At 42.8% G+C, this 16,250-nt stretch carries 14 protein-coding genes; 9 read left to right on the forward strand and 5 right to left on the reverse strand.

Annotated features, from left to right (window positions below; translation table 11 throughout):
* Positions 1-284: 284 nt before the first annotated feature.
* Together modB and V7K61_RS14010 are read left to right on the forward strand one after the other, a co-directional pair.
* Positions 285-2,117 (forward strand): molybdate ABC transporter permease subunit, encoded by a 1,833-nt coding sequence (gene modB, locus V7K61_RS14005; protein ID WP_335053869.1) that lies wholly within the window; start codon positions 285-287, stop codon positions 2,115-2,117.
* A 306-nt stretch (positions 2,118-2,423) separates the two neighbouring features.
* Entirely contained in the window at positions 2,424-3,038 is a 615-nt protein-coding gene (locus V7K61_RS14010; RefSeq protein WP_335053870.1) for a Uma2 family endonuclease, read from the forward strand.
* Between the two features lie 360 nt (positions 3,039-3,398).
* On the opposite strand, the gene V7K61_RS14015 is transcribed toward V7K61_RS14010, so the two are convergent.
* Entirely contained in the window at positions 3,399-3,770 is a 372-nt protein-coding gene (locus V7K61_RS14015) for a four-helix bundle copper-binding protein (protein ID WP_292844818.1), read from the reverse strand.
* 644 nt (positions 3,771-4,414) lie between these two features.
* Positions 4,415-5,593: a pyridoxal phosphate-dependent aminotransferase gene (locus tag V7K61_RS14020; protein ID WP_335053871.1), complete on the reverse strand. Its 1,179-nt coding sequence runs from the start codon at positions 5,591-5,593 to the stop codon at positions 4,415-4,417.
* A 272-nt stretch (positions 5,594-5,865) separates the two neighbouring features.
* Here V7K61_RS14020 and V7K61_RS14025 point away from each other — a divergent pair, with 272 nt between their 5' ends.
* The gene (locus V7K61_RS14025; RefSeq protein WP_289797933.1) at positions 5,866-6,465 is read left to right on the forward strand and encodes an MBL fold metallo-hydrolase; all 600 of its coding nucleotides are present in this window, start codon (positions 5,866-5,868) and stop codon (positions 6,463-6,465) included.
* Positions 6,466-6,508: 43 nt separating this feature from the next.
* The gene (locus V7K61_RS14030; protein WP_335053872.1) at positions 6,509-6,643 is read left to right on the forward strand and encodes a hypothetical protein; all 135 of its coding nucleotides are present in this window, start codon (positions 6,509-6,511) and stop codon (positions 6,641-6,643) included.
* Positions 6,644-7,128: 485 nt separating this feature from the next.
* On the opposite strand, the gene msrB is transcribed toward V7K61_RS14030, so the two are convergent.
* Complete coding sequence (gene msrB / locus V7K61_RS14035) at positions 7,129-7,623, reverse strand: peptide-methionine (R)-S-oxide reductase MsrB (RefSeq protein WP_292810631.1); 495 nt, start codon at positions 7,621-7,623, stop codon at positions 7,129-7,131.
* Between the two features lie 373 nt (positions 7,624-7,996).
* Positions 7,997-8,527: an MgtC/SapB family protein gene (locus V7K61_RS14040; protein WP_335053873.1), complete on the reverse strand. Its 531-nt coding sequence runs from the start codon at positions 8,525-8,527 to the stop codon at positions 7,997-7,999.
* A gap of 409 nt (positions 8,528-8,936) precedes the next feature.
* On the opposite strand from V7K61_RS14040, the gene ssuD reads away from it, so the two are divergent.
* The 5 genes from ssuD to V7K61_RS14065 all read left to right on the forward strand — a co-directional run bounded on the left by ssuD (position 8,937) and on the right by V7K61_RS14065 (position 14,873).
* Positions 8,937-10,097, forward strand: a complete 1,161-nt coding sequence (ssuD, locus tag V7K61_RS14045; protein WP_335053874.1) for an FMNH2-dependent alkanesulfonate monooxygenase — start codon at positions 8,937-8,939, stop codon at positions 10,095-10,097.
* A 27-nt stretch (positions 10,098-10,124) separates the two neighbouring features.
* On the forward strand, positions 10,125-10,763 hold the full coding sequence (locus tag V7K61_RS14050; protein ID WP_335053875.1) for a beta-class carbonic anhydrase: 639 nt from the start codon (positions 10,125-10,127) through the stop codon (positions 10,761-10,763).
* Positions 10,760-11,326 (forward strand): NADPH-dependent FMN reductase, encoded by a 567-nt coding sequence (gene ssuE, locus V7K61_RS14055; RefSeq protein ID WP_335053876.1) that lies wholly within the window; start codon positions 10,760-10,762, stop codon positions 11,324-11,326. Before V7K61_RS14050 ends, ssuE begins: the two co-directional genes overlap by 4 nt.
* Before the next feature lie 790 nt (positions 11,327-12,116).
* On the forward strand, positions 12,117-13,454 hold the full coding sequence (locus tag V7K61_RS14060) for an FAD-binding oxidoreductase (RefSeq protein WP_335053877.1): 1,338 nt from the start codon (positions 12,117-12,119) through the stop codon (positions 13,452-13,454).
* Positions 13,455-13,517: 63 nt separating this feature from the next.
* Positions 13,518-14,873: a (Fe-S)-binding protein gene (locus V7K61_RS14065; protein ID WP_335053878.1), complete on the forward strand. Its 1,356-nt coding sequence runs from the start codon at positions 13,518-13,520 to the stop codon at positions 14,871-14,873.
* A 381-nt stretch (positions 14,874-15,254) separates the two neighbouring features.
* Here the strand turns inward: V7K61_RS14065 and bchM are convergent, their stop codons facing one another.
* Entirely contained in the window at positions 15,255-15,941 is a 687-nt protein-coding gene (gene bchM, locus V7K61_RS14070) for a magnesium protoporphyrin IX methyltransferase (RefSeq protein WP_335053879.1), read from the reverse strand.
* Positions 15,942-16,250: the final 309 nt, after the last annotated feature.

Genomic DNA, 16,250 nt, shown 5'->3' on the forward strand with positions numbered 1-16,250 from the left:
CGGTAGCATTCGATACTGCTAACAGGATGTGTTTGCTAAGGTTTTTACGCTTCGGTAATTCCCAACAATTTTACCAGTTGGTTTCAAGATGACTATCAAATAATAATAAACCGTATCGAATTCTGATATTTGATACCTAACTGAACGCGAATTTTGTTTACAGTTTGGATAGTTTTTGGGATTTCCCTGATTGATTGTGATGTAATTTACCAACTTTTTCCAACATCTTCAAGCTAAAGTTGGTAAATTAGGGATTAGTTGAGCTAATTTTTCCCCACGCAACTATGCCATTGGATTTATCGCCTCTTTGGATATCACTCAAAACTTCATTACTTGCCACATTTATCACCTTCTTCTTGGGTATAGCTGCTGCCTACTGGATGCTGGGATATCGTGGCAAAGGTAAATCGTTGATTGAGGGTATCTTTATTGCGCCCCTGATTTTACCGCCCACAGTTGTTGGGTTCTTGTTGCTGCTATTTTTTGGCAAAAATGGCCCTGTAGGGAAATTCATGGGGACTTTTGACTTCAGCATCGTTTTTACTTGGTATGGTGCGGCGATCGCAGCCACAGTAGTTTCTTTCCCATTAATGTATAAAACTGCACTGGGAGCCTTTGAACAAATAGATGGCAACTTACTGCGAGTAGCTAGAACCCTTGGTGCAACTGAAACCACAATCTTTTGGCGGATCAGTTTACCCCTGGCAGTACCCGGCATTGTCGCCGCCACAATGTTAGCTTTTGCCCGTGCTTTGGGGGAATTCGGCGCGACGTTGATGCTAGCTGGTAACATTCCTGGACAAACGCAGACAATCCCAATGGCAATTTATTTTGCAGTGGAAGCGGGAGCAATGAATGAGGCTTGGTTTTGGGCGATCGCAATTATGGTGATTTCTCTCTCTGGAATTATTGCAGTTAACTTCTGGCAAGAAGTGAGGGAAAAGGGGAGGGGAGCGGGGAGCGGGGAGCAGGGAGCGGGGAGAGCGGGGAGCAGGGAGCGGGGAGCAGGGGGAGAAATTCTTTATACTCCGCAATCTAGCTTTGAATTTGGTGGATTGTTAGTCAACATTGAAAAAATCCTTCCTAGCTTTGATTTAAAAGTTGCTTTCAATACTGATGAGCAACCCTTGGGATTGTTAGGGGGTTCTGGAGCAGGTAAGAGCATGATTTTGCGCTGCCTTGCGGGGATAGAAACGCCCACAACCGGGCGCATAGTCTTAAATGACAGAGTTCTGTTTGACTCAGAACAAGGAATTAATTTACCCAGCCGCGATCGCCGCATCGGTTTTTTAGTGCAGAATTATGCTCTTTTTCCACACATGAGTGTGGCGCAAAATATCGCTTTCGGTTTGCCCAAGAAACTATCTGCTGGAAGTATTAGAGTACAGGTAGAGGAGCAATTAATCGCGATGCAGTTACAGGGATTAGGCGATCGCTATCCGCACCAACTCTCAGGGGGACAACAACAACGGGTAGCCTTAGCAAGAGCATTGGCAAGTCAACCGGAAGCATTGCTCTTGGATGAGCCGTTTTCGGCACTTGATACACATCTGCGTAGTCAATTAGAGCAGCAAATGACAGAAACTCTAGCTGACTACCAAGGTGTGACTCTATTTGTCACCCATAATATGGAAGAAGCTTATCGGATTTGTCCGAATCTGTTGGTATTGGAGCATGGCAGAGCCGTTCATTATGGCTCCAAATACGATATTTTCCAGCATCCTGCTACCGTGAGTGTCGCTCAACTCACTGGATGTAAAAACTTCTCCCGTGCTGTTCTCCAGTCATCACAACAGATAGAAGCGACTGATTGGGATTGTACTCTTCAAGTAATTGAACCAGTCACGAGCGAATTATCTCACGTCGGCATTCGTGCCCATCAGTTCATTTTTACCAACGACTCATCACAGGAAAATACCTTTCCCTGCTGGGTGGTACGAACCAGTGAAACGCCTCATCGAATGACGTTGTTTCTCAAACTACATTCGGCTGGCAAGAATTCTCAAGATTACCATCTGCAAGCTGAAGTCTTCAAAGAAAAATGGGCGACGATGAAAGATCAACCTTTTCCTTGGTATGTGCGTTTAGATCCTCTGCGGTTGATTTTAATGGAGTGAACGCAGAGATACAGATCGCAATCCCAATTCCAATACGGTTCAGTTAAGGGTTTATTGGTGTGGGTACTGGGTCTTTGAAGACGCGATAAATCGCGTCTCTACATGAGGGTTTTGGGCTTATCTGAACCGTATTGATCCCAATTCTACAAACATAACCTGATATATTGTCACGCTTCCAGAGTTTGATATGTTCAACCCAACTTACTATTCTATTTAAGGGCGCGATCGCGAAGACAAGCGTGTAGAATGTGTTAGTTAATAGGGTAGGCATCTTTCACTTAAATCCCTATTGTGTAAGAGGTCAAGATGGTACAGACACCCGCCAGTCCAGAAACCGAAACCCTATTGATTGAGTTGCCTAAGACAATCGGATTGTACGTCACCCAGGAACAATTTGCAGCTCTAGCAGCAGCCAACCGAGACTTAAGACTAGAAAGAACCGCACGTGGAGAGTTAATTGTGAACCCACCAACGGGCTGGGAAACTGGAGAACGCAATTGCAGTATTTCTGGAGAGTTGTATTTGTGGTGGCGTAATTCGGGCGAACCGGGTAAAGCCTTTGACTCTTCGACTGGATTCATTTTACCCAACGGTGCGACTCGCTCCCCCGATGCCTCTTGGGTGAGCCAAGAACGTTGGCAGGTACTCATTCCAGAACAAAAAGGAACCTTTGCTAATATCTGCCCGGATTTTGTTGTAGAGTTACGCTCTAGCTCAGATCGGCTTGGGTCTTTGCAAGCTAAGATGAGCGAGTACATTGACAATGGCGCTCTGCTGGGCTGGTTAATCGATCCGCAGCAGCGACGGGTGGAAATTTATCGACCGGGATTAGCAGTGGAAGTGTTGGAGAATCCGATTGAGTTGTCCGGTGAAGCGGTGTTACCGGGTTTTGTGTTGAATTTGCGTCGGGTGTGGGATTGAAAATTGAATATCCCTTACATGACATTTACAAAAGACATCTCCAGAAATTAGGTTTTCACCTAGATAGGATAAGGGTTTGAGATTCTTTTTCGGAGATGTCTAAAGTACGTTACCAGCTTCCGAGTTATCTTCGATGGGTCGTAGACGCTTCTCCTGTCGGAGACGCTACGCGAACGTCTTGTCGCAGACATCGCTCTAATCCTGAAACTATTTTAAGTAACATTAATTATTTTTAAAGTATTAGTTTAGACTTGCATAACTGATAATTTTAAAAGTCATTACTTCAAGCGCCCAGACTCCAAAGAGTCTGAGCGCTTGAATATTAGGTTGCAGAGAAACTTCTGCTAGATTGTTATAGAATTATGCGGGCATCATGTGCATACTTCTGCAAGACTCTGCACACTTACGGCAAGCAGCAGCACATTCCATCATTTTGGCGTCATCGCTCATCATCTCACACGCCATTGCAGTGCGATCGCACATTTCCGCGCAAAGCATACAAGTGCGTTCCATGAACTCAGAACCGCTCATCATCATATTCATGCACATCATGCACATTTCAGAGCAATCGCGCATCATACTCATCATGCTCATCATGTTCTTATCCATGTGCTGACCACCTTTACTCATGCAATGAGTCATGGTTTCCATACACATTTTATGACAATCCATACAAACATCCATGCAAGCCTGCATTTCTGGAGTCATGGTTTCAGTCATCATCATCATCATCATAGGAAGTACCTCCTGATTTTTTGATGCATAAATAGTGTCCTTGAAAGGACTACTCATCACATTAGTCCTATCCTTTTAAAGAGTCAATGGGGTTTTTAATCCAGAATTTTTAAGCCTACTATCCCGATATAATTACCGGAAATTTGAACTAATTCTACACTAGTTTGGTGTTGTTTTTCTGGGGAATACTATACATTAAGGTTAAGAATCCCTCGCTTTGGAGTGGGGTTTCATTTTAAAAGTCAACTTTACATCGGGGATCAAAAGTTCGAGTTAAATTTAACTCGAAAATAATGTTATCTTTTTTAACAAATGAATGCTTAAATTAAGTATTTGTAAAATTATATTAATCTAAACATCGTCTACCTTGAGAACTGTAGTTTTGTAGGTTGGGTGCAGCGATCGCGTAACCCAACATAAAATTTGGTGGTAATGTTGGGTTGCGTTTCACTCCACCTAACCTACATAAATATATCTTTTAAAAAACTCTAGGTTTCAACATAGATGAGGTTTAGGTTTCATTAACTTATATTAATTTGAAGATATATGGTCTGATAAATTCGTAATTTATAATGGAATTTAAACGGCATCTCAAACAAAAATGCCTCACAAAAAAGTAGTTTTCACAACTTACATTTCTGTTATAGAATTGATTGTAATTTGAGTAAGCGATCGCTAGCTGCTTTTAATGTCTCAGGTCTTTTGCTAAAGCAAAATCTGATCAATGAATGTCCTTTTTCTGGTTGGCTAAAAAAGCTGGAACTGGGAACTACAGCGACACCAATATTTTTAATTAGATGGTAAGTAAATTCAACATCTGTTTTATAGCCAAATTTGGAAATATCTGCAAGAACATAATACGCTCCTTTGGGAACGAAATAGGGAATGCCAACTAGGTCTAGAATTTGTAAAATGCTGTCTCGCTTCTGGTGATAAAGTTTGGCTAGTTCTTCATAATAGGATGGTGGCAGTTGCATAGCAGCAACTCCGGCTCGTTGCAATGGTGCGGGTGCGCCAACGGTGAGAAAATCATGGACTTTGCGAATCGCTCCTGTCAATTCGGGGTTTGCTAGGATATAGCCGACTCGCCATCCGGTGACGCTATAAGTTTTGGATAAACCATTAATAGTAACGGTACGTTCTTCCATTCCGGGAAGGGTAGCTAGGGCAATATGTTGAGTGCCGTCATAGAGAATATGTTCATAGATTTCATCAGTGAACGCTAACACATCCCACTTTTGAGAAAGTTCAGCAATTAGGGTGAGTTCTTCACGGGTGAAGACTTTACCTGTAGGGTTGTGGGGCGTATTGATAATAATCGCTTTGGTATTGGCATTGAAAGCTTGACGCAACTGTGCTTCATCAAATGTCCAATGAGGAGGATGCAGTGTCACATAACGGGGTATAGCACCAGCTAAAATCGCATCGGGGCCGTAGTTTTCGTAATATGGCTCAAATACAATTACTTCGTCACCCGGATTGACTGTTGCTAGCATCACAGATGCCATTGCTTCTGTGGAACCACAGGTAACAGTGATTTGGGTTTCGGGATTGATATCTAAGCCGAGATACCAACGGACTTTGTTAGCGATCGCATGACGAAACGGGCGATCGCCCCAAGTAATGGCATACTGATTAACATCTGCCTCTATGGCCTGATATGCTGCCTGTTTCAACTCCAAGGGACAAGGGAAATCAGGAAACCCCTGCGCCAAATTCACTGCATCGTGTTGCAGTGCCACCCTGGTCATTTCTCGAATCACCGACTCTGTAAACTGTTCTGCCTTCGCTGATATTTTTTGGCGCTTAATCTCACTCACCCCTATACCTCCGTTGATCTTTATTGCAGTTATCCGGGAATTTGTGTAAACCAGACGAAACCCATAATATTGATAGATTTATCGTAGTATACTCAAATTTTAGATCCAGGGGAAGAAGCAAGAGAGCAGGGGAGCAAGGGAGAACAGTTTTCCCCTCAGCAAGAACAGCACGCTGCCCCTCTGCCTCTTTTCAATGCTCAATGCCCGTATTATCTATATACTGAATTATTGAGATTAATAGTCAATTATTGAAGTACCGATCCAGAATCATCATGAAATCTTTGCACCGTCCCGATCTTTATAGCTGGTCTAATTTCAATCCGGCAAGAAATATTGATTTCAATGGGATTGCCTGGATTCGCCCAGATGGCAACATCTTGATTGACCCAGTAGCACTATCAAACCATGATTGGAATCATCTAAAATCCCTCGGTGGTGTGGTTTGGATTGTGCTGACGAATTCTGAGCATGTCAGGGCAAGTAAAGAAATTGCCGATCAAACTTATGCTAAGATTGCTGGCCCGATTGCAGAAAAAGACACTTTTCCTATACCTTGCGATCGCTGGCTATCTGATGGTGAAGAATTTGTCCCAGGACTGGAGGTGATTGAACTCAATGGTTCTAAAACTCCCGGTGAGTTGGCTTTGTTACTGGAAGAGACAACTTTAATTACAGGAGATTTAGTCCGGGCACGTAAAGCAGGTAGCTTGACGATTTTACCAGATGACAAGCTGCTGAATCGAGAGGAGGCTGTTGCTTCTGTTCGCAGGTTGGCTCAACTGAGTCGAGTAGAAGCAGTGCTGGTGGGGGATGGTTGGCCCGTCTTTCGGGATGGACGCGATCGCTTAAAGGATCTGGTAGCAACGCTGTAAATAATTAGGTTAGGGTAGCACAACTAGCCTGGATTTCTCACTTGTGAGAAATCCAAGGGGTGTGGGAGGATGGGGAAGAAGTCTTACCCCCCACACTCCCCACACTCCCCACACTCCCCACACTCCCCACACTCCTCTTCCCCTGAAGCCTACACTATGCGTGAGAAATCCGGGCTAGCTATGCTACCCTACAGGCGATTGTAGTTCAAATAGATCAAAAAGGCTCTCAGAAGAAAATCAAACAACACCGTATCATGGTAGTTAGTAGCATTTCTGTCTGATACTTTCTTTTTTACCATAAAAGAATATCAGGTAAGTAATATCCTGATTTACTGACGGCAGAATGCGAAAGCTTTTACTGATTCACCTAGTTGGAGAACGCTGATGTCTAAGGAAAGAAAAAGTAATAAAGAAGCTAAAAAACCTAAAAAAGATCCTAAAGACAAAAAGGAGAAAAAAGAACCAGGCAAATAGGAAGATTTAGGTAAATAGTTCTAGCGAAGACCAAGAGTTGCATTTCCTTAAATTGACAATACTTCGTCCAGTAGCACTGAGTAGGAGAAGTTATTGTCAAAAAATTTATTCACCCTTGGTCAAGCTCCAAAATCTGATGATTTAGGTTGTGTATGCGATGTCACGAGGCTCTACGCCTACCCAACTTAATTAAGCCGGCTCAAATTTCAGCGAAACACCGTTCATGCAGTAGCGCTTCCCAGTGGGTGCAGGGCCATCATCAAAAACATGACCCAGATGACCACCACAGCGACTACAATGCACTTCAGTTCTGGTCATAAACAACGACTTGTCTACAGTCGTGGCGATCGCACCTTCAATTGGATTAAAGAAGCTAGGCCAGCCAGTACCACTATTAAATTTGGTATCAGATGTAAACAGTGGTAGTTCACAGGCGGCACAATAATAAGTGCCTTGGTCGTATTCCTTATCCAATGGACTGGTGTGAGGGCGTTCAGTCCCATGTTTACGCAATACATTAAACTGTTCTGGCGTTAAAATCGTGCGCCATTCTGACTCTGGTTTGGTAACTTCAAATCCACTCTGAGAAGTTGTCATTGCTTGTGACCCCCAATTGATATACCTTGATAACAATGCTGTGCCGACTATGACTGCACCAGCTTGTAAAAAATAGCGTTTGTCCATATATCTATTATTTTCTATTTTCCGGTTCACTGGGCAATCGATTCCAGTACGGAATTCCCTACATGAATGACTATAATCAGCGATCGCTCTGAGTTAGCCCTGATAAACTGATTAAAATTGGCTAAGAAACGCGATGTGCGACTTATTCTTAAAACCCCACTTCCATTCCTCTCCCCGAAAGGGAGAGAGGCTTTGATTCTTGCTCCCCTTCCCTTGTAGGGAAGGGGTTGGGGGTTAGGGCTGAAAGAAAGTCGCACACGGCGTTAAGAAACAACAAATTATTTTTCAGCCAAATACTAGGTGGTAATCCGATCTATTTCACCTAATTTTGGACAATATTAAGTATAGTTTTCAATTGGAGCATAAACTACGGTCAATCATCATCTTCATCAGAGGCGGTGAAATGCTGAGTAGTCCCGTGTTTACCCTGACTCGTCAGAAATGCAAATGCGTGATTGAGCCGCTTCACACCACTGAGGGTAATCAGAGTCAGTAAGCCTCCCAATAATCCCATTTGCCATAGACCACAACCAATTGCAGCCCCCAACCCGGCCGCTGTCCAGACACAGGCGGCTGTAGTTAAACCCTTTACTTTTGGCGTTGCAGATTTTCTCGGAGATTCTTGTAAAATCAATCCAGCTCCGAGAAATCCAACCCCGGTAGCTACACCTTGAATTGTGCGACTCAGTGCATTGGTAGCAGCATAGGGACTCTCGCCCTCAGCCTGCAAAGGAATCATCACGAATAGTGCTGCTCCCATACTCACGAGCATAAATGTTCTCATCCCTGCTGGTCTACCCCCTTGCTGACGGTTAAATCCAATCAAGCAACCAACTAGGAGCGCCAAAGACAATCTAAACGCTATATGTGGCCAATCATTGGCAGCAATAAACATCGGCCCCATTGCCTTATTTCTCCTAGAGACAGAACGGAATTTTGCTCCTATTGCCAGTGGACTGGATAGCTACCCACGTTTATAGCTGAAACCTAAGTACATTAAGTCAATCAGCTTGGCGTACATTAAGGTTAGTTTAACAAAAAGTTAGGGATAAGTAAACTAATATACACAATGGTGCTATTTTTGTATTCTCCCTAGAGACAGAAAGAAGGGAACAAGAGGAATAATTCCCCAATCCCCAATTTTTTTGATTGCTAGCTTATTGAACACTGCCTAATATACATTGGACTGATAGAGATACCGGAGTTTTATGAAAAACCTGTTGCTAGGTTAAGTAGAATATGTGATACTCTAAAAACTGTAAATAAAGAACGGTATTTCTATCGAATTGCCGGAGTTTAAAAGGACAGGATTCATGCAGCTACTATGGTTCATCCCAACTCATGGCGACGGACGTTACCTTGCAACTGCTACAGGTGGACGGGCAGTAAGCTTTCCTTATCTGCGGCAGATTGCCCAAGCGGTGGATGACCTTGGTTATACAGGGGCATTGCTGCCTACAGGCCGCTCTTGCGAAGATGCTTGGATTGTAGCGTCAACGTTGGTATCACTGACGCGACAGATGCGTTTTTTGGTGGCAATTCGTCCCGGCTTGGTATCACCTGGGGTAGCAGCGCGGATGGCAGCGACTTTTGATCGCCTCTCTGGAGGACGCTTGCTAATAAATGTCGTGACAGGGGGCGATCCCGTGGAATTAGCGGGAGATGGCTTGCATTTGGATCACGATCAGCGCTATGAATTAACAGATGAATTTTTAACAGTATGGCGAGCGATCGCTAGTGGAGAACAAGCCAATCTCCAGGGCGATTATCTCAATATTCAAGATGGTAAATTGCTGTTTCCACCTGTTCAAAAGCCATATCCACCCTTATGGTTTGGCGGTTCCTCTCCTGTTGCTCAAAAAATTGCTGCCAAGCACGTAGATGTCTATTTGACTTGGGGCGAACCACCGGCGCAAGTAGCCGAGAAGATTGCAGCAGTTCGGAGACTTGCTTTATCAGAAGGCCGAACTTTGCGGTTTGGGATTCGCCTACATGTGATTGTGCGCGAAACTGAGAGTGCAGCTTGGGATGCGGCGAATGAATTGATTAAGTATGTAGATGATGAGGCGATCGCTAAAGCCCAAAAAGCTTACGCCCGGATGGATTCAGTTGGACAACAGCGAATGACTCAATTACACCACGGTAATCGTGAGGCATTAGAGATTAGCCCGAACCTGTGGGCGGGAGTCGGTTTAGTGCGGGGTGGTGCGGGAACAGCCTTAGTCGGCGATCCCCAAACCGTAGCTGCCAGGATATTAGAATATGCAGATTTAGGTATTGAGTCCTTTATTCTCTCTGGCTATCCCCACCTAGAAGAAGCTTATCGAGTTGCAGAACTTTTATTTCCCCATTTGCCCTTAGATAATTTACCCGCAGTGGAGAAGCAACACGTCTTAAGTCCATTTGGCGAGATAGTGGCAAATGAAGATTTCCCTAAGCAAAAGCTTCAAGAAAGAGCAACGTCCATATCCTAGTAAATAAGAACTAGGAGATTAACAGCAATGCTGCACCAACAAATCGACCAAAAAATCTCAGAAAAAGAAGCATGGGTATTGCGTCGTCAGTTGGGAATACCTAACAATAAACGCTTGTGGGTGCTAGCTTGCATGGATGAACGTTTACCAGTGGAGAAAGCATTAGGAATTGGTGAAGGAGATGCTCATATTTTCCGTAATGCTGGGGGGTTAGTTACAGATGATGCAATTCGGTCAGCGATGTTAACTACACAGTTTTTTGGCACAAAAGAAATCATCGTCATTAATCATACCGAATGTGGCATGATGACAGCATCAGGAGACTTTCTCAGTGAGGTATTGCGAAATCAAGGTATTGACGTGGATCGAGTTAGTGTCGATCCTGCTTTGCCAGAGTTGAAGCTACCAAAAGGCGTTTTTTCCAAATGGATCAAAACCTTTACCGATGTGGATGAAATCTGCACACAGCAGGTGGAATTACTGCGGAATTCTGCTTTAATTCCCCAAGATGTAGTTATTCATGGCTACATCTGGGAAGTAGAGAGTATGAGTTTGCGCCATCCTTACAAACGCCTGAGTGAGAAAGTCAACACAGCATCAGCTATGAATACCAAAACTGCAAAACATACTGAACCCGTTTTAGAAATTGGGAGTTTAATTGAATGACAAATATTTTAGCGATCGCAGGTAGTCCAACCCATCCATCTAGAACCTATGGTGTTGTCGAATATACAGCCCAGCTTTTACAACAAGAAGGCTTGCACGTAGATATTATTTCAGTTCGGGATTTGCCTGCTGAAGATTTAGTTTTTGGACGTTACGATAGCCCAGCTTTAGAACAGCCAAAAGCTTTATTAGCAAAGGCAGATGGTGTGATTATTGCCACCCCAATTTACAAAGCTGCTTACACAGGAGTGCTAAAAACATTTCTAGATTTGCTGCCACAAAAATCATTAACAGGTAAACCCGTGTTACCAATTGCTTTGGGTGGAACGATCGCTCATTTATTGGCAATTGAATATGCTCTGAAACCCGTGTTATCTGAATTAGGAGCGCGGCATATCCTAGCCACTATTTATGCGGTAGACAAACAAATTCAACGACAAGCTGATAATAGTGTCTTGTTAGATGAGGAAATTGAGCAAAGACTCAAAGACGTTCTCAAGGAATTTGTGAAAGCTGTAGAATATGATGCCGCAGCACCTCAAGAATTGGTTCATGCCAATTAAATAATTAAGTTTATACCTCCGTTTGCTTGTAGCAGAGGGGTAATTTTTACCCATCTGTTACTTTTTTTTAAAATTAATCAGAATCATATAACTTTACTTTCATAAATTGCACTTTTATTGCAATATTAAAATTATTTACAGACTACGCTCATACTTATCTCCCAACTTCTATAGTCTATTCAACTAACACCGCTATAATTTATTATTTTTTCTATAAAATATCTTGTATATATGCAAATTGTCTCCTAACTCTACCTGTAGTAGATGAGTTCAATTTACTCATCTACTACTTTCTCCACTTAAATTTCAAAATTTATCAACAAATTTACAAAATTATAGGTTGGATAAGGCTAATACCTTAACCAACCAAAGCGCGATCGCTTTTAATACAAGAGTTGTAGGTTGGGTGGAGGCTTTGCGTAACCCAACATCCTGATATCTGTTGGGTTGCGCTCCGCTCCACCCAACCTACGTCTCATGCAAAATTTTTTTGCTTGCCACGCCAGTTAAGACAGTTAAGTAAGTATTTAATAAATTTTTAATAATTTATTAGGTTGTTAATATAGTTAGATTATTAGTCATAAACGTTAAAGTTGCAGACTGCGCTAAAAAGTTTATTGTAAATGAGTAGCGATCGCTTGAAAAACAAACTTTCTTTTATTTGGCGCTAATTACAAGCTGTCGTTGGTGCAACCAGCCGTAGGAATCTAAAGCCACCGATTAATGGCAATGCGCTTTTTTGGTCAGGTTAGCCAGTAAATTAGAAGTAGGGCGTAAAAAAATAAACTCAATGAAAGCGATGTCTAACGACAAGCCGCAAGGCGTCTGCGCTTCTGAACTTGCATCTATCGTCGGTGAAGAAAATGCTATTTGCCTTTGGGAAAATATCGAACTCAGTCAGCAAAAACGTATCCAACAGGCTATAGCTTCTGGAAATTCACCCAGTTGTATTGTCTATCCCCGCAACCAAGAACAGCTAGCCGCAGTCATTACCACGGCTCACGCAAATAACTGGCGCGTCCTTCCCTGTGGTAGTGGCAGTAAACTTAGCTGGGGTGGTTTAGCAAAAAGCATTGATGTTGTAGTTAGTACAGAACGCATTAACCAACTGATTGAACACGCCGTTGGCGATTTGACTGTCACAGTAGAAGCTGGGATGAAGTTCTCCGATTTGCAAGCACTTTTGGCAAAATCGCGGCAATTTCTCGCCCTTGACCCCACAGCACCAGAGTCGGCAACCATTGGCGGTATTGTTGCCACAGGTGATACAGGTTCTCTGCGACAACGCTATGGCAGTGTGCGCGACCAGTTACTAGGTATTACCTTTGTCCGTGCTGATGGAGAAATCGCCAAAGCTGGGGGAAGAGTAGTTAAAAATGTCGCCGGATATGACTTGATGAAGTTGCTTACGGGGTCTTATGGCACATTAGGCTTTATTAGTCAACTAACTTTTCGCCTGTATCCGCTAGCAGAGGCATCAGGGACGGTGGTACTAACTGGGAAAGCTGAGGCTGTATCTCAAGCGGCTGATATCCTTCGAGGTTCAGCGTTAACACCAGTTCAGGCTGATTTGTTATCAAATAAATTGGTATCTAGTTTAGGATTGGGTGAAGGGCTGGGATTAATTGCTCGGTTTCAAAGTATTAGTGAGAGTGTTAAGGAACAGTCAAACCGAGTTTTGGAAGTAGGGCAAAAGCTAGGCTTAAATGGAGCAATTTTTGCCGATGGTGATGAAGCTAATCTATGGCAGAGATTGCAAGAACGAATACATACTACTGCTACAGAATCGGTAATTAGCTGCAAAATAGGAGTGTTACCTACTGCTGCTGTGGAGATTTTGACTCAGGTGGAGTTGGGTTTAATTCACATTAGTAGTGGTTTAGGTTTGTTACAATTAGAGAGTAAAAATCAAGTTTTAAAAATTCGCGATGAGTTATGCTCCGTTGGAAGCAATCGCACTCAAGCGAATAAAGGTTTTTTAACAATTCTGTCAGCACCAGTTGCGGTTAAAGAACAAATAGATGTTTGGGGTTATACGGGGAATGCTTTGCCGTTGATGCGCCGTATTAAAGAACAGTTTGATAGTAAGAATATTTTAAGTCCTGGTCGCTTTGTGGGTGGAATTTAGTTTTAAGAAAACGAACCGCAGAGACACAGAGGACGCTGAGATAGAGAGGGGAAAGAGAAAAATATGCAAGTTTCAAAGAATTCTGTTAATAATACGGCTAGTTTAAAAAATTTGAATGGCTTTGATGTTAATCATCCGCCTGACCCAAAGTTAATTGATAGTTGTGTCCATTGTGGATTTTGTCTTTCGACTTGTCCCAGTTATCGGGTGCTGGGTAAGGAGATGGATTCTCCTAGAGGACGCATTTATTTAATGGATGCAATTAATGAGGGTGAAATTGCCCTCAATACGGCAACAGTAGAACATTTTGATTCTTGTTTGGGATGTCTTGCTTGTGTGAGTACTTGTCCTTCGGGAGTGCAGTATGACAAGTTAATTTCTGCAACTCGTCATCAAATTGAACGAAATTATCCCCGCAGTTTACCAGATCAATTTTTTCGTCAATTGATATTTTCTCTGTTTCCTTATCCCAATCTTTTACGGGTTTTATTAGTTCCGTTGTTAGTTTATCAAAAGTTGGGATTTGCTAAGTTATTTCGGGCTACGGGTTTACTGAATAAAATATCGCCCCGTTTGGCAGCAATGGAATCAATTCTGCCAGAAATTACTCTCAAATCTTTTCAAGATAATTTGCCTAGTGTGATTCCTGCTAAAGGTGAAAAGCGGTATCGAGTCGGGGTAATTTTGGGTTGTGTCCAACGACTGTTTTTCTCACCTGTGAATGAAGCAACAGTGCGCGTTTTAACAGCGAATGGTTGTGAAGTTGTGATTCCCAAATCTCAAGGTTGTTGTGCAGCGCTTCCCGAACACCAAGGACAAACAGAACAGGCAAAAGCTTTAGCAAGACAGATGATTGATAGTTTTGCCAAGACAGATGTAGATTTCGTGATTATCAATGCTGCTGGTTGCGGTCATACTTTAAAAGAGTACGGTCATATTTTAGAAGACGACCTAGAATATCGGGAAAAGGCCAAGGATTTTGCAGCTAAAGTTAAAGATGCTCAAGAATTTTTGGCAACTGTTGGGTTAACAGCGAAACTTTCCCCACTGACAGATAAACCCTTGAATTTAGTTTATCAAGATGCTTGTCATTTATTGCATGGACAAAAGATTAGCGTCCAACCGCGTCAGGTGTTGCGACAAATTCCAGGGGTGAAGTTGAGAGAACCAATAGATGCAGCTTTGTGTTGTGGCAGTGCCGGGGTTTATAATATGCTCCAACCAGAAGTATCTGAAGAATTGGGTCGGCAAAAAGTAGAGAATTTGTTGAATACTGGTGCTGAGTTAATTGCTTCTGCTAATCCTGGGTGTACTTTGCAAATTACTAAACATTTACAGTCGCAAGGTAAGAAGATTTCAGTTATTCACCCGATGGAGTTGTTAGATTATTCGATTCGCGGTGAGAAATTGAAATTGTAGAGGTTTGCTAGCTGCGTTGTGTATTTACAATACTCAGCACTCTTCATTTAATCGGATGAGAATAATTTTGCTGGCTTAAGTGTGCAGAAAAAGAGGTAGAAATTGGTATAGCGGTTCTCGGTTGAGTGAGGTACAAGAACCCCACCCCCAACCCTCTCCCCGCAAGCGAGGAGGGGGCTAAAATGTACCTCATGTGATTAGGAAACGCTATATGAGATTTAAGGGAATTTGAAAGCAAAGCACTCAATTTTTCAATGGGATTGGGCGACCATCTTAAAGAAAAACAAAGCTTGATGCCAACGGCAATATTTACCATATCTCATGTTTGAGATTGTCAAATCGCAGCAAGAGGTTAATGATTCCTTTGCTGCGATTTTAACCTTAATTGCGTGTAGCTTCCAGTAGGCGAGAAAAATAGAAGCGAGTCTTCGTCATTGCCCGTCGTTGCAATGAAAAGCCATTACTTTCCAAGATTTTCACCACATCAGCCTCACGATGCAGATATGCACGAGTGGCTTTACTTGGACCAGGAAAGAAACTGCCAATTTTCTTGAGTATACTCAGGGCGCAGGTCTTCGGCGCAAAACTGAGAATTATCCGCGACTGTGCCAAAGAACAGAGGTGAGATATCATCTCATCGGCTTTTTCTTGAGGGTAATGGATGAGAACATCTAGGCAAATAACCGTATGGTAGCTACCACTCAACGATTCCAAATCCTGCACGGCAAAAGTAGGATTTTCGGTATTTCCCAAAGTTTGCTTTGCTCTATCTCTGCCTTCTTCTACCATTTTTTCCGAAATATCGGTGGCATAGATTTTGGCACCATCTACCGCCAGGGGAATGCTGAGACTACCGACACCACACCCAGCATCACAGATTGATAGCTCTGGTAAATTGTTATCAGCCTTCAGCCAACCGAGTACTGTATCCACAGTTTGCTGGTGTCCATTCCGGATGTCTAATTGGACTTTGTTGACTTCGCCATCGCCGTAGATTCGCTTCCAACGGTCAAACCCTGTGGAATTGAAATACTCGCGAACAATCGTTTTGTCGTCGGCTACGTTCATAAACTTTGATTTTTAGGGGTTCCCAATGCTTAAAATTATCATTGATAGGAACCCATAAGAGCGGTCTTCCAGATTTTTCCAGATGATAGTTGCCCGATAAGCAAGGATACTTACGTACATAGAGTAACTCAGGATGTCGAATTCCAGTCCAGACGCACAAAATTGAAGCTGTACTGGCTTAACAAGCAAAAGACTGAATTTAACTTGGGTTTTATGGCTTTTAGATATACCTTTTGCCCATAACAGCGATTTGCTTTTAAATAAATCAGCAAATCGCTATATTTCTACAATTACTTTGGATTAGTCTAT

It is taken from the genome of Nostoc sp. (genome assembly GCF_036918015.1).
Taxonomy (GTDB): Bacteria; Cyanobacteriota; Cyanobacteriia; order Cyanobacteriales; family Nostocaceae; genus Nostoc.